Raw genomic sequence first — 21042 nt, 5'->3', positions numbered from 1 at the left:
ATAGTGCTCATGAGCGCAATACCACGCCGCTGTCATCCTCCCACCAGACATAGACCGAATCATCCCAGGTCGGACGCGCGCCTCTGCGTTCAGCATTGGCCATGAATGCCTGAACGATCTTGCCACTGGGCAGTTCTACGTAAAACACCGAGTGCCCGCCCAAATAGGCGATGTCGTGAACCTTGCCTTCGGACCAGTTATACCGGGCGTCGGGTTTTATCGTCGTCACCAGCAGCTTCTCCGGGCGAAGGGCATAGGTGATGGTCTTGTCTTCGACCGATGTACTGATCCCATGGCCGACGTATATGTTCTGCGCAAGATCCGGGCACTGGATGACCGCGTAGCCTTCCTGGTCTTCAATTACGACGCCGTCGAACGCATTCACGTTGCCAATGAATTCGCACACCAGGCGGCTGGCGGGTGCTTCGTAGATGTCGATCGGGCTACCGGTCTGAGCGATCCAGCCCAGGTGCATGATGGAGATACGTTGGGCCATGGTCATGGCCTCTTCCTGATCGTGGGTCACCATGATGCAGGTCACGCCGACCCGCTCAATGATTTCAACCAGCTCCAGTTGCATGTGCGAGCGCAGCTTCTTGTCCAACGCGCTCATTGGCTCGTCGAGCAACAGCAGTTTGGGCCTTTTAGCCAGTGAGCGAGCCAAGGCAACACGCTGACGTTGTCCCCCCGAGAGCTGGTGGGGCTTGCGTTTGGCGTATTGGCTCATATGAACCAGTTTGAGCATTTCTTCTACGCGGGCTTCGATTTCAACTGCGGGAAGTCGGTCCTGCTTAAGCCCAAAGGCAATGTTCTGCGCCACCGTCATGTGCGGGAACAGCGCGTAAGACTGAAACATCATGTTGATTGGCCGCTCGTAGGGCGGCATGTCAGTGATGTCCACACCATCAAGGTAGATTCGCCCTTCAGTCGGTCGCTCAAAGCCTGCCAGCATGCGCAAGAGCGTTGATTTGCCTGAGCCTGAACCGCCTAGCAAGGCGAAAATTTCACCCTGATGGATTTCCAGGGACACATCGTCCACCGCAATCGTTTCGTCAAACTTCTTGGTTACGCGATCAATTTTAACCAGCACCTTTTTAGGGCGCGGATTGCCTTCAAGAGCCTTCCTGTAAATGCTGGAGGCGTTAGCCATGTGAAACTCCCAACAGGTGTTAGTAGCCTGGCCAATACGGCCGGACTTAATGGGTTGATGACAAACCCGCTTGAGGCGGGTTTATCCGGCGCAGCTGTCCCTGCCGCCCAATGCTGCATCTTGTTTTGTCGTTAATACCGGGGTGGCCGCTGTGAGGGACGTGCAGATGCACAGTCCACTTCACAGTGACGTCTGGATCATTGGATATTGTCGTGTGCGCTTGAAATCGAGCCGTCAGCGCACGCTTCGACGCGCAGCGCGCTGCCGACACGCGTCGCCAAACGCCTGGAAAATACTCAAGTAAGGAGGGTTCGATAGCACCTGCCATTCAGGGTGCCATTGCACGCCGACGGCAAAGGTCTTGCTGCCCTCGATTGAGATCGCCTCGATCAGTCCATCGCTGGCGGTGGCTTCGACCCGTAAGCCGGGTGCCAGCCGTTCAATGCCTTGGGAATGAATTGAATTGACCTGGATAACAGGAGGCAGATCGAGTGCTTCGAATACGCCGCCAGGCTGCACATGCACGGTATGGGCGGCACCATATTGGATTTCCAGGCTTGAATCGTCGGCTTCGCGATGATCCATGAACGTGCCGGTCTCATGCACTTTCTGGTGAAGGCTGCCGCCGAACGCCACGTTCATTTCCTGGAAACCCCGACAAATGCCGAGCACTGGAACGCCAGCAGCCACCGCTGCGCGTAACAGGGGAAGGGTGGTGCTATCACGCTGGGGGTCGTGGGCGGTGCCCGCTTCGCTTGCCGCGCCCTGATAGTGGAACGGCTCAACATTTGAGGGCGAACCGGTAAACAACAGGCCGTCCAAATGTTCCAGCAACCCGTCTATATCAGTCAGTTCCGCCAGGGACGGAATAACGACGGGAATCCCTTGCGCGGCGACGCACACAGCACGCAAGTACTTGTCCCCGCTCACATGGTAGGTATGCAACCCAATGTCTTTGACGCACGCAGTCACACCAACCAATGGCTTGATTGCCATTTTTATCACCTCGAAAAATGCACTTGAACGAGCTTTTCCGGAGCTTAGCCATGTTGATTTTAATTAACAACCGTTCTGTAAAAGATTTCGCACAAAAGATCCTTACTGTTCGATATTGCGCAAATAATACCCGTTGACTTCCTAAATCCTTTCGGATTGACTGGGGGTGTGAAAGGGCGGTGAATATTATTATTAACAATAAAGGTCTTCCAACATGTCGGTACCCCTGCGTGCCGTTCAGCTCAATGAAGCGAACGCATTCCTTAAGAAACATCCTGAGGTTTTGTACGTTGACCTGCTGATTGCGGACATGAACGGCGTGGTGCGTGGTAAACGCATCGAGCGCACCAGTCTCCACAAGGTCTACGAGAAAGGTATCAACCTGCCTGCCTCCCTGTTTGCCCTGGACATCAACGGCTCTACAGTGGAAAGCACAGGCTTGGGTCTGGATATCGGTGATTCCGACCGAATCTGTTATCCGATCCCTGACACCCTCTGCGACGAACCTTGGCAAAAACGTCCGACTGCTCAACTGCTCATGACCATGCACGAACTCGAAGGGCAGCCGTTTTTCGCCGACCCTCGCGAAGTATTGCGTCAGGTCGTCAGCAAATTCGATGAGATGGGGCTGACCATCTGCGCCGCCTTCGAGCTGGAGTTCTACCTGATTGACCAGGAGAACGTGAACGGTCGTCCGCAGTCTCCACGCTCGCCAATCTCCGGCAAACGTCCGCATTCGACTCAGGTGTACCTGATCGATGATCTGGACGAATACGTCGATTGCCTGCAAGACATTCTTGAAGGTGCCAAGGAGCAAGGTATCCCCGCGGATGCCATCGTCAAGGAAAGTGCGCCCGCGCAATTCGAGGTGAACCTGCATCACGTCGCTGATCCGATCAAGGCGTGCGATTACGCGGTCTTGCTCAAGCGCCTGATCAAGAACATCGCTTATGACCATGAAATGGACACCACCTTCATGGCCAAACCGTATCCCGGACAAGCGGGTAACGGGCTGCACGTGCATATTTCTATTTTGGACAAAGACGGCAAAAACATTTTTACCTGCGACGACCCGGAAAAAAGCGAGATCCTGCGCCATGCCATTGGTGGTGTGCTGGAAACCTTACCGGCCTCGATGGCTTTCCTCTGCCCGAACGTAAACTCGTACCGTCGCTTCGGCGCGCAGTTCTATGTACCGAACTCTCCTAGCTGGGGGATCGATAACCGGACGGTGGCGATTCGAGTACCGACCGGGTCCCCGGATGCGGTGCGTATCGAACACCGGGTGGCGGGCGCGGACGCCAACCCGTATCTGTTGATGGCGGCGGTCCTCGCCGGTGTGCATCACGGCCTGACCAACAAGATCGAGCCGGGGGAGCCTGTTGCAGGCAACTCCTACGAACAGAACGAGCAAAGCCTGCCCAACAACCTGCGCGATGCGTTGCGCGAGCTGGATGACAGCGAGATTTTGGCGCGCTACATCGACCCCAAGTACATCGACGTTTTTGTTGCGTGCAAGGAGAGCGAGCTTGCCGAGTTTGAGAACTCCATTTCAGACCTTGAGTACAACTGGTACTTGCACACGGTCTGACGCTCGCCAACATTCTCTGCGTTGAGTTTTAAATATGGTCAAAAATCGTAGCGACTGGGAGCAGTACTTCCAGTCACTCACCCTTGAAGGTCGGGCATTCATTGACGGCCAATACTGCTGGGCCGCCAGCGGCCAAACGTTCGCCAGTAACAGCCCGGTCGACGGGCGCTTTCTGGCGAACGTCGCCAGCACCGACGTGGCCGATGCCGACATCGCGGTACAGGCCGCTCGTCGGGCGTTCGAATCGGGCGTGTGGTCACGGCTCGCGCCGGTAGAGCGCAAGCGGATTCTTATCCGTTTCGCCGACCTGATCCTCGCCCATCGAGAGGAACTGGCGCTGCTGGAAACCCTTGATATGGGTAAACCCATCAGCGACGCCCTGGCGATCGATGTGCCCGCGACTGCTAACGCGATCCGATGGAACGCAGAGGCAATCGACAAGATTTACGACGAGGTCGCACCTACCTCGGCGGACCAACTTGGGCTGATCACCCGTGAGCCGACGGGAGTCGTCGCGGCCATCGTGCCATGGAACTTTCCGTTGATCATGGCCAGCTGGAAGTTTGCGCCGGCGCTGGCTGCAGGTAACTCCTTTATTCTCAAACCGTCTGAGAAGTCGCCACTGTCGGCGATCAGGATTGCCCAGTTGGCGCTGGAAGCGGGGATACCCAAGGGTGTCTTCAACGTATTGCCGGGGTTCGGTCATACGGTTGGCAAGGCGCTGGCGTTGCATGCGGATGTTGATGTACTGGCGTTTACCGGCTCCACCGCTGTCGCCAAGCAGCTGCTGATCTATGCCGGGCAAAGCAACCTGAAACGGGTGTGGCTCGAGGCGGGTGGCAAAAGCCCTAACATCGTCTTTGCCGATGCTCCCGATTTGCACGCTGCAGCGCAGGCGGCGGCCAGTGCTATTGCCTTCAACCAGGGCGAAGTCTGTACGGCGGGTTCACGGTTGCTGGTTGAGCGGTCGATCAAGGATCAGTTCGTTCCCATGGTGGTCGACGCACTAAAAGCCTGGATGCCAGGGCATGCTCTGGACCCAGCGACGACCGTAGGCGCAGTGGTCGATGAGCGTCAGCTTGAGTCCGTACTCAGGTACATCGAAGTCGGCAAGAAGGAAGGCGCCCGGTTACTCGCGGGCGGCAATAGAATTCTTGAGGACACCGGCGGCCTGTATATCGAACCGACGATCTTCGAGGGTGTGACCAATGCGATGACCATTGCCCAGGAAGAGATCTTCGGTCCGGTGCTATCGGTCATCACCTTCGACACGGTCGAAGAAGCGTTGAGCATCGCCAACGACAGCATCTTTGGCTTGGCGGCGGGCGTCTGGACGCGGGACTTGAGCAAGGCTCACCGCGTTGCCAGAGGCCTTCGGGCCGGCAGTGTCTGGGTCAACCAGTACGACGGCGGCGATATGACCGCGCCCTTTGGCGGATTCAAGCAATCGGGCAACGGTCGAGACAAGTCATTGCATGCGTTCGATAAGTACACCGAGCTCAAGGCAACCTGGATCAAGCTTTAAACCTCTTGAAAAAGGCGGACACATGCGCAGATGTGTGTCCCGCCGAGGAATTCAATCATGCAACCTTACGTAAATAGCTACTACGCCGCGACCCGGAACAACGTCGGCGATTTCCCGATTCTTGACCAGGTTATCGAATGCGATGTCTGTGTGATCGGCGCGGGATACACCGGCTTGTCATCGGCGCTGTTTCTCACCGAAGCAGGCTACAGCGTGACCGTCCTGGAAAGCGCCAAAGTGGGCTTCGGGGCGAGCGGTCGCAACGGCGGTCAACTGGTCAACTCGTACAGCCGTGACGTCGATGTCATCGAACAGCGTTACGGCGATAAAACCGCGCAAGTGCTGGGAAGCATGATTTTCGAGGGGGGAGACATCATCCGCCAGCGAATCAAGCAATACGACATCCAATGCGATTACCGCCAAGGCGGCATTTTCGCTGCGCTCAACAAGAAGCAACTCAAAGGTCTTGCAGGGCAAAAAAGTCATTGGGAGCGCTACGGAAACCAGCAACTGCAGATGCTCAGTGCCGCCGACATTGCTAAAGAAGTCGGTACTGATAATTATGTCGGTGGCCTTCTGGACATGTCGGGTGGGCACGTTCATCCGTTGAACCTGGCGCTGGGTGAAGCGGCGGCCATCATTTGGCTGGGCGGTAAAATCTTCGAGCAGTCGGCCGCGATCAACATCGCTTACGGCGAGCCTATCGTTGTGAGCACGGCCAAAGGCCAGGTCAGAGCAAAGTACCTGCTGATTGCGGGCAACGCTTACCTGAACGAAGACCTGGACCCGCGCGTGACGCGCAAGAGCATGCCGTGCGGTTCACAAATCGTCGTGACCGAGCCGTTGTCGGAGAAAGTTGCCAAGAGCCTGATCACTCATAATTACTGTGTCGAAGACTGTAACTACCTGCTCGATTACTTCCGGCTCACGGCGGACAACCGCCTGCTTTACGGGGGTGGGGTGGTTTACGGTGCCCGCGAGCCAAAAGACATTGAGCAACTGATCCTGCCCAAAATTCTCAAGACGTTTCCGCAGTTGAAAGGGGTCAAAATTGATTACCGCTGGACAGGCAACTTCTTGCTGACCATGTCCCGCATGCCCCAGTTCGGTCGTGTTGAAAAAAATGCCTACTACATGCAAGGCTACAGCGGGCATGGCGTGACCTGCTCGCACCTGGCCGGGAAACTGATCTCGGAGATGATCCGTGGTGACGCGGAACGCTTCGACGCGTTTGCATCGCTCCCGCACATGCCGATGATGGGTGGCAGGGCATTCCAGGTTCCACTTACGGCCCTGGGTGCCACGTATTACGCCATGCGTGACCGGTTCGGCATCTAGCACACATTGATTGCGGCGGCCCGTTCAACGCAGGCCGCCGTTCTTTTTGTCGGCCACTTATGCAATCGGCTGAGCTCTATGAACAAACGTGATTTAATACTCGACGCTCTACCCTTTGAGTATTTTTCACATAAGGCTGCCATGGACACGGGGACACGACTCAAATTAGTACGTGAAAGCTACAAACTGTCTCAGCGCGAGCTGGCCAGGCGTAGCGGCGTCACGAATGCCACGGTCTCCCTGATTGAGCAGAATCGTGTAAGCCCTTCAGTCAGCTCTCTGAAGAAATTGCTCGGCGGCATACCCATGTCGCTGGCGGATTTCTTTACCTTTGATCAACCCCCTCGGGAGGACCGCTACGTCTTCCGCGCCAATGAACAACCCGATCTGGGCCGTAATGGCCTGCGTCTGTTGCTCATAGGTGCGACCGTGGCGAGTCGGCAGATGCGCTTTTTGCGCGAGCAATACGCACCAGGCGCGAGTTCTGGCGAGGAACCCATCGTGCATGCCGAAGGCGAGGAGTGCGGACTGGTGACACGCGGCACGGTCGAGTTGACGGTTGATGGCCAGGTCAGCGTGCTCAATGCCGGTGACGGTTACTATTTCTCCACCACCTTGCCTCACCGGTTCCAGAATATCGGGCAGGACGAGGCTGAGATCATCAGCGCGAACACCCCCGCGAACTTCTGATATCCAGCACCTTGATCAGGGATGGCTGGCAGTTGGCGATCACCGGCGATCCGGTTTCATTACAGCGCTTGCAATCTTGACTAAAGTATCAAGTGTCGGCGGCCGCGCCGTCGACGCAAGCGTGATCGTCCAAGACACCCCGGCCACGTCCAGAGTGTCCTCCACCTGATCAGGAGTACACGATGGATCTCAACCGTCGTCAGTTCTTCAAGGTCGCCGCTGTTGGACTTGGCGGCTCAAGCCTGGCCGCGCTAGGCATGGCCCCGGAGCCAGCCTTCGCCGAGCACGTGCGTCACTTCAAGCTGGCCCACACCCATGAAACCCGTAACACCTGCCCCTATTGTTCGGTGGGCTGCGGCTTGATCATGTACAGCCAGGGCGATACGGCCAAGAACGTCGCCCAAAGCATCATCCACATCGAAGGCGATGCTGACCATCCGGTCAACCGCGGCACTTTGTGTCCTAAAGGCGCTGGCTTGCTGGACTTCATCCATAGCCCGGACCGTTTGCAATACCCGCAGGTGCGCAAGGCGGGTAGCGATGAGTGGACGCGGGTGTCCTGGGATGAAGCGCTCGACCGTGTCGCAGACCTGATGAAGGCGGACCGTGATGCCAACTTCATCGAGAAGAACGCCCAGGGCCAGACGGTCAACCGCTGGCTGTCGGTGGGGTTTCTCGCCGCCTCTGCGGCGTCCAACGAGGCAGGGTACCTGACCCATAAGGTCATTCGAAGTCTTGGCATGCTGGGGTTCGATAACCAGGCGCGTGTCTGACACGGTCCGACGGTGGCAAGTCTTGCCCCGACGTACGGCCGTGGAGCCATGACCAATACCTGGACCGATATCGCCAACGCGAACCTGATCCTGGTCATGGGCGGCAATGCTGCCGAAGCTCACCCGTGCGGCTTCAAGTGGGTAACGGAAGCCAAAGCGCACAATCAGGCGCGGCTGATCGTGGTCGACCCACGGTTTACCCGTACCGCCTCCGTGGCCGACTATTACGCGCCAATCCGTACCGGCAGCGACATAGCGTTCATGGGTGGGCTGATCAACTACTTGCTGACTGAAGACCAGATCCAGCACGAATACGTGCGGGCCTATACGGACGTGTCGTTCATTGTGAAGGCGGGCTTCGGCTTCGAAGACGGCTTGTTCACCGGCTACGACGCGGCCAAGCGGACCTATACCGATAAATCAAGCTGGGGTTACGAACTCGGTGAGGATGGCTTTGCTAAAGTCGATCCGACCCTGCAAGACCCGCGCTGTGTCTATCAGTTGATGAAGCACCACTACAGCCGCTATACCCCGGAGCTGGCCAGTCAGATCTGCGGCATGCCGCAAGACGCCATGGTCAAGATATGGACCGAGATTGCCACCTGCGCGCAACCGGGCAAAACCATGACGATTCTCTATGCCCTGGGCTGGACGCAGCATTCGGTCGGCTCACAAATGATCCGCAGCGCGGCCATGGTGCAACTGTTGCTGGGCAACGTCGGCATGCCAGGCGGCGGGGTCAATGCCTTGCGCGGGCACTCCAACATCCAGGGCCTGACGGACCTCGGACTCTTGTCAAACTCGCTGCCCGGCTACCTGACACTGCCGAGCGATGGCGAACAGGACTACGACGCCTATGTTGCCAAGCGTGCGCTAAAGCCGTTGCGTCCAGGGCAGTTGTCCTACTGGCAGAACTACGGCAAGTTCCACGTCAGCCTGATGAAATCCTGGTACGGCGCCAACGCCACGGTGGAAAACCACTGGGGCTACGATTGGCTGCCCAAACTCGACATCCCCAGCTACGACATCCTGAAAATGTTCGACATGATGGGCCAGGGCAAGGTCAACGGCTACATGTGCCAGGGCTTCAACCCCATCGCGGCGTTGCCTGACAAAAATCGGGTAACCGCAGCGTTGGCCAAGCTCAAATGGCTGGTGGTAATGGACCCGCTGGCAACCGAAACCTCAGAGTTCTGGCGCAATGTCGGGCCCTACAATGACGTCAATACCGCCAGTATCCAGACCGAAGTCATACGTCTGCCCACCACCTGTTTCGCCGAAGAAGACGGCTCGCTGGTGAACAGCAGTCGCTGGTTGCAATGGCACTGGAAAGGCGCCGACGGCCCTGGAGAAGCCCGCACCGACGTGCAGATCATGACCGAGCTGTTCCTGCGTCTGCGCCAGCGCTATCAGGCCCACGGCGGTGCATTTCCCGACCCGATCCTCAAGCTCAGTTGGCCCTACAAGATTCCGGACGAGCCATCACCCGAGGAGTTGGCCCGGGAAATCAATGGCAGCGCTACCGCCGACTTTACCGATGCCAGCGGCGCGGTGGTCAAGAGCGGCCAGCAGCTGCCCGGTTTCGCCCAGCTCAAGGACGACGGCAGCACCGCATCAGGCTGCTGGATTTTCTGCGGCAGCTGGACCGAACAGGGCAACCAGATGGCCCGCCGCGACAACAGCGACCCTTATGGCATGAAGCAGCACCTAGGGTGGGCGTGGGCCTGGCCGATGAACCGACGCATTCTCTACAACCGCGCCTCGGCCGATCCGCAGGGCAAACCCTGGGCCGAGAACAAGCGTCTACTGTGGTGGAACGGCAAGGTCTGGACCGGCACTGACGTTCCCGACTACAAGGCCGATGTGGCGCCAGAAGCGGGCATGAATCCCTTCATCATGAACCCCGAAGGGGTGGCGCGTTTCTTTGCCGTCGACAAAATGGCCGAAGGGCCGTTCCCGGAACATTACGAGCCGTTCGAGACGCCTATCGGCATCAACCCGCTGCACCCCAACAACAAAAAGGTCACGAGCAATCCGGCTGCCCGTATTTTCGATTCAGTCTGGGACTCGCTCGGGACGGCCAAGGACTTCCCCTATGCCGCTACCAGTTACCGGCTGACAGAGCACTTTCACTTTTGGACCAAGCATTGCCGGCTCAACGCAATTGCCCAACCCGAGCAATTTGTCGAGATTGGCGAAGTCCTGGCCAAGGAAAAGGGCATCGTCGCGGGCGACCGGGTACGGGTCAGCTCCAAGCGCGGGGATATCGAGGCGGTGGCGGTGGTGACTAAACGGATTCGACCGCTGCAAGTCAACAACCAGACGGTGCACCATATCGGCATCCCGCTGCACTGGGGCTTTACCGGGCTCACCCGCCATGGCTACCTGACCAATACCCTGGTGCCATTCCTCGGTGACGGCAATTCCCAGACTCCGGAATCCAAGTCATTCCTGGTCAACGTGGAGAAAATCTAGATGGCCAGCCAAGACATTATCGCCCGCTCGGCCACCACCACCGTACCGCCCTCGGTGCGTCAACAAGAGGAAGTGGCCAAGCTGATCGACACCACCAAGTGCATCGGTTGCAAGGCGTGTCAGGTTGCCTGTTCGGAATGGAATGAACTGCGCGACGAGGTCGGCCACAACCACGGGACTTACGACAACCCCCAGGACCTCAGCGCCGAGACCTGGACGCTGATGCGCTTCACTGAGCATGAAAACACGGCCGGCAACCTGGAATGGCTGATCCGCAAGGATGGTTGCATGCATTGCGCTGACCCTGGCTGCCTGAAGGCATGCCCGAGTCCGGGGGCAATCGTCAAACTCGCCAACGGCATCGTCGACTTCAATCAGGACCATTGCATCGGCTGCGGCTATTGCATCACCGGCTGCCCCTTCGATGTCCCGCGCATCTCGCGGAAGGATCACAAGGCCTACAAGTGCACGCTGTGCTCGGACCGGGTGGCAGTAGGTCTGGAGCCCGCTTGCGTCAAGACCTGCCCGACCGGAGCAATCGTGTTCGGCAGCAAAGAGGACATGAAAGAGCACGCCGCCGAACGCATCGTGGACCTTAAGTCCCGGGGCTTCGAGCACGCGGGTCTGTACGATCCTTCCGGGGTCGGTGGTACCCATGTGATGTACGTGCTGCACCACGCCGACGATCCTTCGCTCTACGCGGGCTTGCCGAAGGACCCGGTGATCAGCCCGTTCGTGGACCTCTGGAAAGGCGTGAGCAAACCCCTGGCGTTGCTGGCCATGGGGGCGGCGGTGCTGGCGGGCTTTTTCCATTACGTGCGCATTGGTCCGCAGCGGGTCGAGGAAGACGAACATCAGGCAGGCAAGGACCCCAGCGTGCACGAAGTCGACCCGGCCGTGCATGTCTATGATCCGCATAACCCAGGCTCTCGCGGGGAGGACAGACCATGAACCACAAACCGATCCTGCGTTACACCGCCAATCAACGCACCCACCATTGGCTGGTAGCGATTCTGTTTTTCATGGCGGCCCTGTCAGGATTGGCATTGTTTCACCCGGCGCTGTTCTGGCTCAGCCACGTGTTTGGCGGCGGACCCTGGACACGCATCCTGCACCCCTTCATGGGCGTCCTGATGTTCCTGCTGTTTCTGGGGCTGGTTATCCGTTTCTGGCGGGCTAACTTCTTTATCGCCAACGACCGCCTGTGGCTCAAGCGGATTAACCGTGTAATGCGTAACGAAGAGGAGGGCGTACCGCCAATCGGTAAGTACAACCCTGGGCAGAAACTGCTGTTCTGGACTTTACTGATCTGCATGTGGGTGCTGTTGTTCAGCGGTCTGGTGATCTGGCGCGTCTATTTCAGCAACTACTTCAGTATCACGGCCATTCGCCTGGCGATGCTGTTGCATGCGGTGGCGGCCTTTGTGCTGATACTGAGCATCATCGTGCATATCTATGCGGGCATCTGGATCAAGGGTTCTGTGAACGCCATGCTGCATGGCTGGGTCAGCAGTGCCTGGGCAAAGAAACACCATGAGCTCTGGTACCGCGAGGTAACTCGCGATGACAACCGTGTTGAGCGTCCCGACCGTCCGATAACCAAAAAGGGATGAGTTCTTGAGCACGATACTAGAGCCCGGACAGATCGAAGCGTCAGCCAGTGCGCCGCCGTTTCTGTACCTGCCACCGCACACTCTGTTCACGTTACGTGCCCAACGTCTGGAACAGGTGGGCCATGGGCATCCGCTGGCCGACTATCTGATGCTGATAGCCTCTCTTTGCCGCGTCCAGCAGAGCCTGATGGATCAACCGCCGTCAGCCATAATCCCAGACCCCGAGCACGTGCTTTTATGTCAGCAACACGGCTTGCCGCCGCTGGCCGCCGACAGTCTGGTGCGCGAGGACGGTTGGCAGCCGTATCTGGACGCCTTGCTACTGCGTTATCAGGCACCGCCCCAGCCGCCAGTGCAAAATGCCCTCGCGACCTTGCGCAACGCCAGTGCCGGGCAGCGCAGGGCGTGGGCCATCGCATTGCTCAGCGGTCAGTTTGAGGGGGTGCCCGCAGCGCTGGTGCCGTTTCTCGGTGCAGCCTTGCAGGCCGCCTGGAGTCACTGGTTGCTGCACATGCCAACCGTGGACCTGAAGCCCTGCGACAGTCTCGGCCAATGCCCGGCCTGCGGTTCGCCAGCCATGGCGGGGGTGATTCGCCACCGTGGCAAGTACAACGGATTGCGCTACCTGGTGTGTTCGTTATGTGCCTGCGAATGGCATGTGGTGCGGGTCAAATGCATCTACTGCGAACAGAGCAAGGGGCTGAAATATGTCAGCTTCGAAGATGACCGCTATGCAGCCAATCAGGCGCCCCTGCGGGCTGAAATCTGTCCCGGCTGCAACAGCTACCTGAAACTGCTTTACCTGGAAAATGATGCAGAAGCCGAGGCGCTTTCGGCGGACCTGACCAGCCTGACGCTGGACATGCGTCTGGACCTGGATGGCTACCAACGCCAAGCGCCGAACCTGATGCTCACACCGGGAGGAGGTTGAACACAGCGGCTACACTCAGGCTTTCTGTATACACGGACCCACTTCCGCGTCATTCCCGGAGCCCTGAATGCCCTCCAATCCTGCCTCCAGCGTCTTGCGCCTGCCCTCGATAGACAGTCTGCTGCGCAGCCCCGCCTGCCGGCCACTGGCAGAACGGTATGGCCGCGATGCATTGCTCGCCACCCTGCGACAATTGCTTGATGACCTGCGCGAATCGGTTCAGCGGGGTCAGCTTGATGCGGTTGAACTCACGGCGCAGGTATTGGCAGGGAGGGTAGGCGAACGCCTGGCAAACCAGCACGCCAGCCGGGTGCGACGGGTGTTCAATCTCACCGGTACGGTGCTGCACACCAACCTCGGGCGGGCGCTGTTGCCGGAGGAAGCCATTGAGGCCATGCAACAGGCTGCGCGCTATCCGCTCAATCTGGAATTCGACTTGCAAACCGGCAAACGCGGTGACCGCGACGACTTGATTGAAGGCCTGATTCGCGAACTGACCGGCGCGGAAGCGGTGACGGTGGTCAACAACAACGCTGCCGCCGTCTTGCTTGCGCTCAACAGTCTGGGCGCGCGCAAAGAAGGCATTATCTCCCGTGGCGAGTTGATCGAAATCGGCGGCGCATTTCGCATTCCCGACATCATGGCCCGGGCCGGGGTCAAGCTACATGAAGTGGGCACCACCAACCGCACCCATGCCCGTGACTACGAAGCCGCCATTGGACCTCGTAGTGGTCTGTTGATGCGCGTGCACACCAGCAATTACAGCATTCAGGGGTTCACCGCTCAGGTGCCCACCGCCGAACTGGCGCAACTCGCCCACCGTCACGGCCTGCCATTGCTCGAAGATCTGGGCAGCGGCAGTCTGTTGGACTTGACCCGCTGGGGACTGCCCGCGGAACCCACGGTGCGTCAGGCGCTGATCGACGGTGCCGATATAGTGACCTTCAGCGGCGACAAGTTGCTGGGAGGCCCCCAGGCCGGCTTGATCGTAGGCCGCAAGGACCTGATCGCACGAATCAAGAAGAACCCGCTCAAGCGTGCGTTGCGGGTAGACAAACTGACCCTGGCGGCCCTCGAAGCGGTACTGGGTTTGTACCGCGACCCCGACCGACTGGCTGAACGCCTGCCTACCTTGCGCCTGCTCACCCGTCCCCAGACCGATATTTTCGCTCAGGCTGAACGCTTGCGCCCTTTACTGGCGCACGTGTTGGGCGACGACTGGGGCGTCGCGGCGTTGCCAGCGCTGAGCATGATCGGCAGCGGCAGCCAGCCCGTGGCCCGACTGCCCAGCGCCGCATTGTGCCTGACACCGCACGCGCCTAAACGGCTGCGCGGGCGTTGGTTGCAGGGGCTGGAGGCGACATTGCGGGGCTTGCCCATTCCAGTGCTCGGGCGCATCGACGACGACGCCCTATGGTTAGATCTGCGCCAGCTGGACGATGAGACGGCCTGGTTGGCTCAGCTTGATCAACTGCAAGGGCAGGGCCGGGCAGGGTGATCGTTGGCACTGCAGGGCACATCGATCACGGCAAGACCGCCTTGCTCAAGGCCTTGACCGGTCAGTCAGGTGACCGCCGCCGGGAAGAGCGCGAGCGTGGCATCACCATCGACCTGGGTTTCATTTACGCGGTGCTGGAGCCCGGAGCGGCGCTTACCGGTTTTATTGACGTGCCCGGTCATGAGCGCTTCATCCACAACATGCTCGCCGGTATTCAGGGCATTGACTTGGTATTGCTGGTGGTGGCTGCGGATGATGGGGTGATGTCTCAGACCCGCGAGCATTTGGCGATCATCGAGCTGCTGGGGATCCCTCGGGCGCTGGTGGCGATCAGTAAGTGCGACCGGGTGAACGCGGCACGGGTGCGGGCGGTTCAGGTCGAGGTCGAAACGTTGCTCGCGCCCGGGCCCTATGCTGGGGCGCAGCAGATCGTGTTGTCGAGCGTGACCGGGGAGGGTATCGAGACCCTGCGTCAGGCATTGCTGGATGCACAGCGCGAAATTCAGCAACGCATTGCCTGTGGCGGTTTCCGCTTGGCCATCGATCGTGCCTTTAGCGTTGCCGGTACCGGCATCGTGGTGACCGGGACGGCCTTGGCCGGACAGGTAACAGTGGGCGACACGTTGCTGCTGGGCGCATCCGGCAAGCCCGTGCGGGTGCGCGGTCTGCATGCGCAGAACCAGGCCGCCGTCGAAGGATCGGCCGGGCAACGGTTGGCGTTAAACCTGAGCGCTGAGCGCCTGGCCCTGGAGCAGATCCATCGTGGCGACTGGTTGCTGGCCGAGTGGCTGTATGCGCCCACCCAGCGTCTGGACATCGACATGCAACTGCTTGCCAGCGAGACGCGTACCTTTACACATTTCAGCCCGGTGCACGTACACCTGGGCACTCAAGATGTCACCGCTCGGGTCGCATTACTGGAGGGTGAAAGCCTGGCGCCGGGGCACCGAATGTTCGCGCAATTGTTGGTGAATGCGCCACTGCAGGCGGTGCAGGGTGATCACCTGGTCCTGCGTGACCAGAGCGCCCAACGCACCCTTGGCGGGGGGCGGGTGCTCGACCCATTTGCACCGGCACGCCAGCGGCGCAGTCCGGCCCGGCTGGCACAGCTACAGGCCTTGGCCGACACCAACACCCTGGAACAGGTCTTGCCGACGCTGTTCGGCAATAGCGACGCAGGGCTCGACCCACAACGCCTTGAGCGCCAGTTCAATCGCCTGCGCGCCACGTGGCAGCTACCGGCCGATATCCTCGTGATTGCCACGCGCCAAGGGCCGCGATTGTTCAGCGATGCCCATTGGCAGGCCCTGAAAGCCCGGGTGCTGGAGCAACTCGCGCGCTTTCATCAACTGGAACCCGACCAATTGGGACCGGACCGTGATCGTTTGCGTCGATTCGCAGGCATGTCGCTGGACCGACCGACCTTCATCAGCCTGCTCGACGAATTGCTGGCCGGCGGCGCCATTGCCGCCAGTGGCCCTTGGTTGCATTTACCCGAACACCAGGTGCGTCTGAGCGAAGAAGACGAGGTGCTGTGGCTGCAGCTGAAGCCGCTGTTCGAACAGGCGGGTTTCGACTCGCCCTGGGTCCGCGATCTGGCCAATGCGACTCATCATGATGAAGCGGCCGTGCGCTTGCTGCTGCGCAAATTGGCGCGGTTGGGGCAGGTCCATCAAGTGGTACGCGACCTGTTTTACACTGACGCCACGGTACGCCAGTTGGCAGCTATGCTGTTGCAACTGTCCGCGGATAATCCAGTGATACCGGCAGCCGCATTTCGCGATGCAGTGGGCATCGGCCGCAAGCGCAGTATCCAGATTCTCGAGTTCTTCGACCGTATTGGCTTGACCCGACGGCTCGGCGACCAGCGCCGTATCCGTCCGGATAATGCACTCGCACAGAGTTCGTGAGACTGATTTCAAGGAAGGCAATCGCGCCCGGTGGCGCGGCCGGGCTTCAAACCCGGTTGGGGACGGCATCCGTTCCCGGGCAGGTTCGACTCCCGCTGCCTTCCGCCATTTCACCCCGCACAGACGGAGTCCTCAGATCAAGGCGTTCTTCGTGTGCGAAAATCCCGAACTATTTCTAGAAATGAACTGAGAATCGGAGAACGGTCATCGGTCCGGTAAATGCAACTCAAGTCGACTTGAGCGTTATCGGGCTCCTCGCTCAGGGCCCGGTAAACCACGCCCGGCAGAGCAAGCACTGAGGCCGACTCCGGCACCAAGCAGACGCCAAAGTTACTTGCCACCAAGGCCACTCCGGTCACGGTATCGCCCACCTCCTGCGCAACCTGTGGGATGAACCCCGCTTTTTCACACATGCTCATGACTTTATCGACAAAGTTTGGACGCGAGCCCGTGGGAAACAGGATCAATGGATGATTGGCCAGGCAGTGAAACGGGACGATAGTTTCGCGTGCCAGAGGATGATTTTCGTTGACTGCCAGTAACAGCTTTTCCGTGATAACGAGCTCATTGGAAATGTCGGACGACGGCGTGATAAATCGGTTGAAGCCCGCGTCGATTCGACGTTGACGCAAGGCTTCAATTTGTTCGTCCTTATTCATGTTGTGCAAAACAATTTTTACGTCTGGATGGGTGTTGCGGAATGCCAATAGCAACTTAGGGATGGTATCAAGAATGCCCGAGCCAAAGATGCCGATATCGAGCTTGCCCAGCTTCCCCTGACCGGCTCTTTGCGTACGTTCGGTTGCCTGCTCGACCACTGAGTGAATATTGCGAGCTTCAGCGAGGAACAACTCACCGGCCTGAGTCAGTTCCATACCGCGTGGTGTGCGAATGAATAACTGTACGCCCAACTCATCTTCAAGCTGCTGGATCTGTCGAGTCAACGGAGGCTGGGAGATGTGTAAACGGATGGATGCCCGGCGCATATTCAGTTCCTCCGCAACAGCGATGAAGTAGCGAATATGGCGTAGATCCATGTGCGGTAAACCTTTCGGGTGATTGCTCAGTACGCGAGAGGCACTGAGGGGAGGCGATCATGGTATTGGAGTTCCACGCATTCAACCAATACATTTTGCCACCATCGCGTTGGCCGGTTGAACGCGCTGGAAGAACCATCAAGCATGCTCCGTCAATGCTTGATTCATTGATCCTCCTGATGCCCGTGTGTCACCGCAGCCCGCACCTGAACGGGAGACCCTCCACGACGGCTAGCCATAACGTGCATAGCGATACCTGATAGGTATCAGGTTGGCAGGTTTTTGGTATTGGACGGTAACCCTCAAGACCCATAGTTTCGTGTACATCGGCTGTCGGTAAGCGCGAAGCAAATGTTCGCGGCGTCAGCACGAAATTACAAAAACAAAAAAAATCGAGGAGACGATATGGGTAACAATACCTATCAACCAAATGCTTCCTTTCGCTATCGATCAGCACTGGCACTTGGCGTACTCGCTGGATTGTCGATGAGCAGTGCAACCTATGCATTTCAGATCGATTCCGGTAATCCTGACATTCAGATGTCATTGGATAACACAATCAAATACAGCGCTGCATGGCGGGTTCGCGGTGCAGACTCCAAGGTCGCGAATAACTCAACCGGTGTTCAGGCCAACACCAACGATGGTGATCTAAACTTTGACCGTGGGTTGATTTCCGACCGCCTTGATCTGTTGTCTGAATTCGATCTGCGATTCAAGCGTAACTTCGGTCTGCGCCTCAGCGGTGCCGCCTGGTATGACGATGTCTATAACCATTCCAACGACAACCCAGGCGCGTTGAATGGCGCGCTGGTGAATTCCCGCTCTGCCAGTTATGACCATTTCACTCACGCGACCCAGAAACTACAGGGGCGTGACGCTGAGATGTTGGACTCGTTCGTTTACGGTAGTTTTACCCCAGCGGATATGCAGCTCAACGTTAAAGCGGGCCGTTTTACCCAGCTCTACGGTGAAAGCCTGTTCTTCGGCAGTAACGGTATTGCGGCAGCACAAACGTCGCTCGACTTGATCAAGGCGCTTTCAGTTCCCAACTCTCAGTTCAAGGAGATTCTTCGGCCCATTGATCAGCTCTCTGGGCAATTGCAGATCAATTCAAACGTGTCCATTGGCGCCTATTACCAGTTGGAATGGCGCAAAAGCCGTTTGCCCGCCGCAGGCAGTTACTTCAGTTTTGCCGACTTCATTGATAACGGCGGCGAGTCGCTGATCATGGGGCCGGGGGTCTCGTTCTCCCGGGGTCGTGATATTGATGCCAAGAATTCGGGGCAGGGCGGCGTCCAGCTAAAATTTAGTACAGGCGATGTGGAATACGGTATTTACGCGGCGCAGTTCCACGACAAGATGCCTCAGTTTTATGTTCACCCCGATACCGGCTCTTACGAGGAGGTCTTCGGCGAGAATATCCGTACGATAGGCGCTAGCTTCAGTACCCTGGTCGGTGAAGCCAACGTCGCTGGAGAGGTTTCTTTCCGTAGCAACATGCCGTTGGTAGCCTCCGGGAATACGGTGATCGTGCCCTCTAGCCTGGGGGCAAATGGCGACAGCAAAGCGGCCTTCCCTGTGGGCCGCACTCTGCATGCCAATTTGTCAGCGATTGATGTTTTGGCGGCTACGCCGTTTTGGGATGGCGCATCCGTTATCGGTGAACTTGCCTTTAACCGACTCTTGAGCGTCACTGAAAATCGAGATCAGTTGGACCCATCGGCAACGCGTGACGCGAGCGCGCTGCAATTCATCTTTACGCCCGAGTACTTTCAGGTTGCCCCTGGGCTGGACCTGCAGGCTCCGATCGGTGTGAGCTATGGGATTTCTGGCCGTTCTGCAGTCAATGGTGTGCTAATGCCCTCAGAACATGGTGGCAACGTCACCGTTGGGTTGAAAGGTGATTACATGAAAACCTGGCAGACCAGCCTCAACTACACGCATTACTACGGGCCTGCCGGTTCAGTTATCAAGTACGACACCAACGTTCCCGAACTTTCCTACCAGAACTTCCACGGCGACCGTGATTTCATTTCGTTGTCGGTTCAACGCACTTTTTAAGTTTGAATTTTTTCCCGCCTGAGGGGTACCACAATGTATAAGAAAACCGTTTTATGGGCGGCGTTGGTTGCCAGTTTTATAACCACGCAGATGGCACACGCTGCCGTGAGCGCAGACGAAGCTGCGAAGCTTAAAAGCAGCCTGACACCGCTCGGCGGAGAGATGTCGGCAAATAAGGACGGCAGTATCCCGGCCTGGAGCGGGGTCAAGGGATTGTCGGCGTCCAGTGAAAAAGTCGGTGATATCCCCGTCAAGTTGTTTGCGGATGAGAAGCCGCAGACAAAGATCACTGCACAGAATATGGGGCCGTACGCGGATAAATTGTCCGAAGGCACTCAAGCGTTGCTGAAGAAGTACCCTGATACTTTTCGCCTGGATGTTTACCCCACTCATCGTACGGCGGCAGCGCCGCAGTATGTCTATGACAATACGATGAAAAATGCCACCCAGTGCAAGGTTCAAGACAATGGCATGTCTTTGCAGGGTTGCTATGGCGGCGTGCCGTTCCCGATTCCAAAATCAGGGGTTGAGGCTATTTGGAACCACTTGTTGCGCGTCGAAAGTGAAGCCACTGAAGTCTCCAACTTCAAAAACATCATTTTGACTTCCGATGGCTCGCGGGCCATGGCGACAATGAATGACCAGTCCAATCAATACCCGTACTACTACAAAGATGGTTCGGCAGACAAATGGAGCGGCGAATACTTCCTGCAGCGTTTCAGCACCATTGCACCGCCCTTCAAGGCCGGGGAATCTCTGGTGTTTCGTGACAGCATCAACGTCAGTCAGGCACGTCAGGCATGGCAGTACCTGGTCGGCCAGCGGCGTGTGCGCCGAGCACCGACAGTGGCGTATGACACGCCTGACTTCGTGGCATCAGGTGCGAACTACTTCGATGAAGTTATGGGCTTGATGGGGCATGTCGACCGCTATGACTGGAAGTTGGTGGGCAAGCGGGAGATGTACGTACCTTACAACACCAATGAAGTGGTCACCGATTCGCTGGATCAGGCGTACGGCAAGCACCATTTGAATCCTGACAAGGTGCGTTGGGAGTTGCACCGCGTGTGGGAAGTGGAGGCGACCGTTGCCGCTGGCAAGCGTCATGCGGTGCCCAAGCGTCGTTACTACCTCGACGAAGACTCCTGGATGGTGTTGCTGATGGATGGCTACGACAGTGAAGGCAAGCTGTGGCGTACCACTCAGATTACGCCGTTCGTGTTGCCATCAGTGCCAATGCTGGAACTCAAGCCCGCGCATGTATTCAACTTGCAGGCCAATACCATGAGTTCATCGCAATCACTTAACGAGGCCACTTTCCATGTGGTCGGACGCAAGCCCGAGACCTACTTTACCGGCGACTCGGTAGGTGCCGAAGGCGTACGTTAAATCACGCGCTTGCAGTGTCGCCACTGAGCCCCGCAGGCACAGTGGCGACAGTCTCTTCTCAT

Annotated in this window: 15 protein-coding genes and 1 tRNA gene; 13 read left to right on the top strand and 3 right to left on the bottom strand. The window is 58.0% G+C overall.

All coding sequences use genetic code 11. The features are described from left to right. Nucleotides 1–7: 7 nt before the first annotated feature. Both potA and RHM55_RS02370 read right to left on the bottom strand, forming a co-directional pair. Nucleotides 8–1150, bottom strand: coding sequence for a polyamine ABC transporter ATP-binding protein (potA, locus tag RHM55_RS02375; protein ID WP_322179339.1), 1143 nt, complete (start codon nucleotides 1148–1150; stop codon nucleotides 8–10). Nucleotides 1151–1384: 234 nt separating this feature from the next. Then, nucleotides 1385–2146, bottom strand: a complete 762-nt coding sequence (locus RHM55_RS02370; protein WP_322179338.1) for a gamma-glutamyl-gamma-aminobutyrate hydrolase family protein — start codon at nucleotides 2144–2146, stop codon at nucleotides 1385–1387. Between the two features lie 214 nt (nucleotides 2147–2360). Here RHM55_RS02370 and RHM55_RS02365 point away from each other — a divergent pair, with 214 nt between their 5' ends. The 11 genes from RHM55_RS02365 to RHM55_RS02315 all read left to right on the top strand — a co-directional run bounded on the left by RHM55_RS02365 (nucleotide 2361) and on the right by RHM55_RS02315 (nucleotide 16598). Further along, nucleotides 2361–3737, top strand: a complete 1377-nt coding sequence (locus RHM55_RS02365) for a glutamine synthetase family protein (RefSeq protein WP_322179337.1) — start codon at nucleotides 2361–2363, stop codon at nucleotides 3735–3737. A gap of 34 nt (nucleotides 3738–3771) precedes the next feature. Beyond that, on the top strand, nucleotides 3772–5262 hold the full coding sequence (locus tag RHM55_RS02360; RefSeq protein WP_322179336.1) for an aldehyde dehydrogenase: 1491 nt from the start codon (nucleotides 3772–3774) through the stop codon (nucleotides 5260–5262). 54 nt (nucleotides 5263–5316) lie between these two features. Continuing rightward, nucleotides 5317–6600: an FAD-binding oxidoreductase gene (locus RHM55_RS02355; protein WP_322182693.1), complete on the top strand. Its 1284-nt coding sequence runs from the start codon at nucleotides 5317–5319 to the stop codon at nucleotides 6598–6600. A 141-nt stretch (nucleotides 6601–6741) separates the two neighbouring features. Next, the gene (locus tag RHM55_RS02350; RefSeq protein WP_322179335.1) at nucleotides 6742–7290 is read left to right on the top strand and encodes a cupin domain-containing protein; all 549 of its coding nucleotides are present in this window, start codon (nucleotides 6742–6744) and stop codon (nucleotides 7288–7290) included. 182 nt (nucleotides 7291–7472) lie between these two features. Then, nucleotides 7473–10538: a formate dehydrogenase-N subunit alpha gene (fdnG, locus tag RHM55_RS02345; RefSeq protein ID WP_322179334.1), complete on the top strand. Its 3066-nt coding sequence runs from the start codon at nucleotides 7473–7475 to the stop codon at nucleotides 10536–10538. Then, nucleotides 10539–11489 (top strand): formate dehydrogenase subunit beta, encoded by a 951-nt coding sequence (gene fdxH, locus RHM55_RS02340; RefSeq protein WP_322179333.1) that lies wholly within the window; start codon nucleotides 10539–10541, stop codon nucleotides 11487–11489. Next, nucleotides 11486–12151: a formate dehydrogenase subunit gamma gene (locus RHM55_RS02335; protein ID WP_322179332.1), complete on the top strand. Its 666-nt coding sequence runs from the start codon at nucleotides 11486–11488 to the stop codon at nucleotides 12149–12151. Before fdxH ends, RHM55_RS02335 begins: the two co-directional genes overlap by 4 nt. A 4-nt stretch (nucleotides 12152–12155) precedes the next feature. Continuing rightward, nucleotides 12156–13082: a formate dehydrogenase accessory protein FdhE gene (gene fdhE / locus RHM55_RS02330; protein WP_322179331.1), complete on the top strand. Its 927-nt coding sequence runs from the start codon at nucleotides 12156–12158 to the stop codon at nucleotides 13080–13082. A 67-nt stretch (nucleotides 13083–13149) separates the two neighbouring features. Then, a complete protein-coding gene (gene selA, locus RHM55_RS02325) occupies nucleotides 13150–14580 on the top strand; it encodes an L-seryl-tRNA(Sec) selenium transferase (protein ID WP_322179330.1) in 1431 nt (476 codons plus the stop codon). Beyond that, complete coding sequence (selB, locus tag RHM55_RS02320) at nucleotides 14577–16490, top strand: selenocysteine-specific translation elongation factor (protein WP_322179329.1); 1914 nt, start codon at nucleotides 14577–14579, stop codon at nucleotides 16488–16490. Before selA ends, selB begins: the two co-directional genes overlap by 4 nt. Before the next feature lie 12 nt (nucleotides 16491–16502). Next, nucleotides 16503–16598 (top strand) — tRNA-Sec (locus RHM55_RS02315). 29 nt (nucleotides 16599–16627) lie between these two features. Here the strand turns inward: RHM55_RS02315 and RHM55_RS02310 are convergent. Continuing rightward, nucleotides 16628–17527: a LysR substrate-binding domain-containing protein gene (locus RHM55_RS02310; RefSeq protein WP_322179328.1), complete on the bottom strand. Its 900-nt coding sequence runs from the start codon at nucleotides 17525–17527 to the stop codon at nucleotides 16628–16630. 405 nt (nucleotides 17528–17932) lie between these two features. Here RHM55_RS02310 and RHM55_RS02305 point away from each other — a divergent pair, with 405 nt between their 5' ends. Together RHM55_RS02305 and RHM55_RS02300 are read left to right on the top strand one after the other, a co-directional pair. Continuing rightward, nucleotides 17933–19591, top strand: coding sequence for a DUF1302 domain-containing protein (locus tag RHM55_RS02305; RefSeq protein WP_322216153.1), 1659 nt, complete (start codon nucleotides 17933–17935; stop codon nucleotides 19589–19591). 33 nt (nucleotides 19592–19624) lie between these two features. Beyond that, entirely contained in the window at nucleotides 19625–20980 is a 1356-nt protein-coding gene (locus tag RHM55_RS02300) for a DUF1329 domain-containing protein (RefSeq protein ID WP_322179327.1), read from the top strand. Nucleotides 20981–21042: the final 62 nt, after the last annotated feature.

Source organism: Pseudomonas sp. MH9.2, assembly GCF_034353875.1.
Lineage (GTDB): Bacteria > Pseudomonadota > Gammaproteobacteria > Pseudomonadales > Pseudomonadaceae > Aquipseudomonas.
The sequence above is the reverse complement of the archived record's forward strand: the minus strand, read 5'-3'. Positions and strand labels throughout refer to the sequence as shown.

Excerpts from the sequence above, each read along its gene's own strand:
- potA (WP_322179339.1), bottom strand. The coding sequence starts at position 1,150 with ATGGCTAACGCCTCCAGCATTTACAGGAAGGCTCTTGAAGGCAATCCG.
- RHM55_RS02370 (WP_322179338.1), bottom strand. The coding sequence starts at position 2,146 with ATGGCAATCAAGCCATTGGTTGGTGTGACTGCGTGCGTCAAAGACATT.
- RHM55_RS02365 (WP_322179337.1), top strand. The coding sequence starts at position 2,361 with ATGTCGGTACCCCTGCGTGCCGTTCAGCTCAATGAAGCGAACGCATTC.
- RHM55_RS02360 (WP_322179336.1), top strand. The coding sequence starts at position 3,772 with ATGGTCAAAAATCGTAGCGACTGGGAGCAGTACTTCCAGTCACTCACC.
- RHM55_RS02350 (WP_322179335.1), top strand. The coding sequence starts at position 6,742 with ATGGACACGGGGACACGACTCAAATTAGTACGTGAAAGCTACAAACTG.
- fdxH (WP_322179333.1), top strand. The coding sequence starts at position 10,539 with ATGGCCAGCCAAGACATTATCGCCCGCTCGGCCACCACCACCGTACCG.
- RHM55_RS02335 (WP_322179332.1), top strand. The coding sequence starts at position 11,486 with ATGAACCACAAACCGATCCTGCGTTACACCGCCAATCAACGCACCCAC.
- selA (WP_322179330.1), top strand. The coding sequence starts at position 13,150 with ATGCCCTCCAATCCTGCCTCCAGCGTCTTGCGCCTGCCCTCGATAGAC.
- RHM55_RS02310 (WP_322179328.1), bottom strand. The coding sequence starts at position 17,527 with ATGGATCTACGCCATATTCGCTACTTCATCGCTGTTGCGGAGGAACTG.
- RHM55_RS02305 (WP_322216153.1), top strand. The coding sequence starts at position 17,933 with ATGGGTAACAATACCTATCAACCAAATGCTTCCTTTCGCTATCGATCA.
- RHM55_RS02300 (WP_322179327.1), top strand. The coding sequence starts at position 19,625 with ATGTATAAGAAAACCGTTTTATGGGCGGCGTTGGTTGCCAGTTTTATA.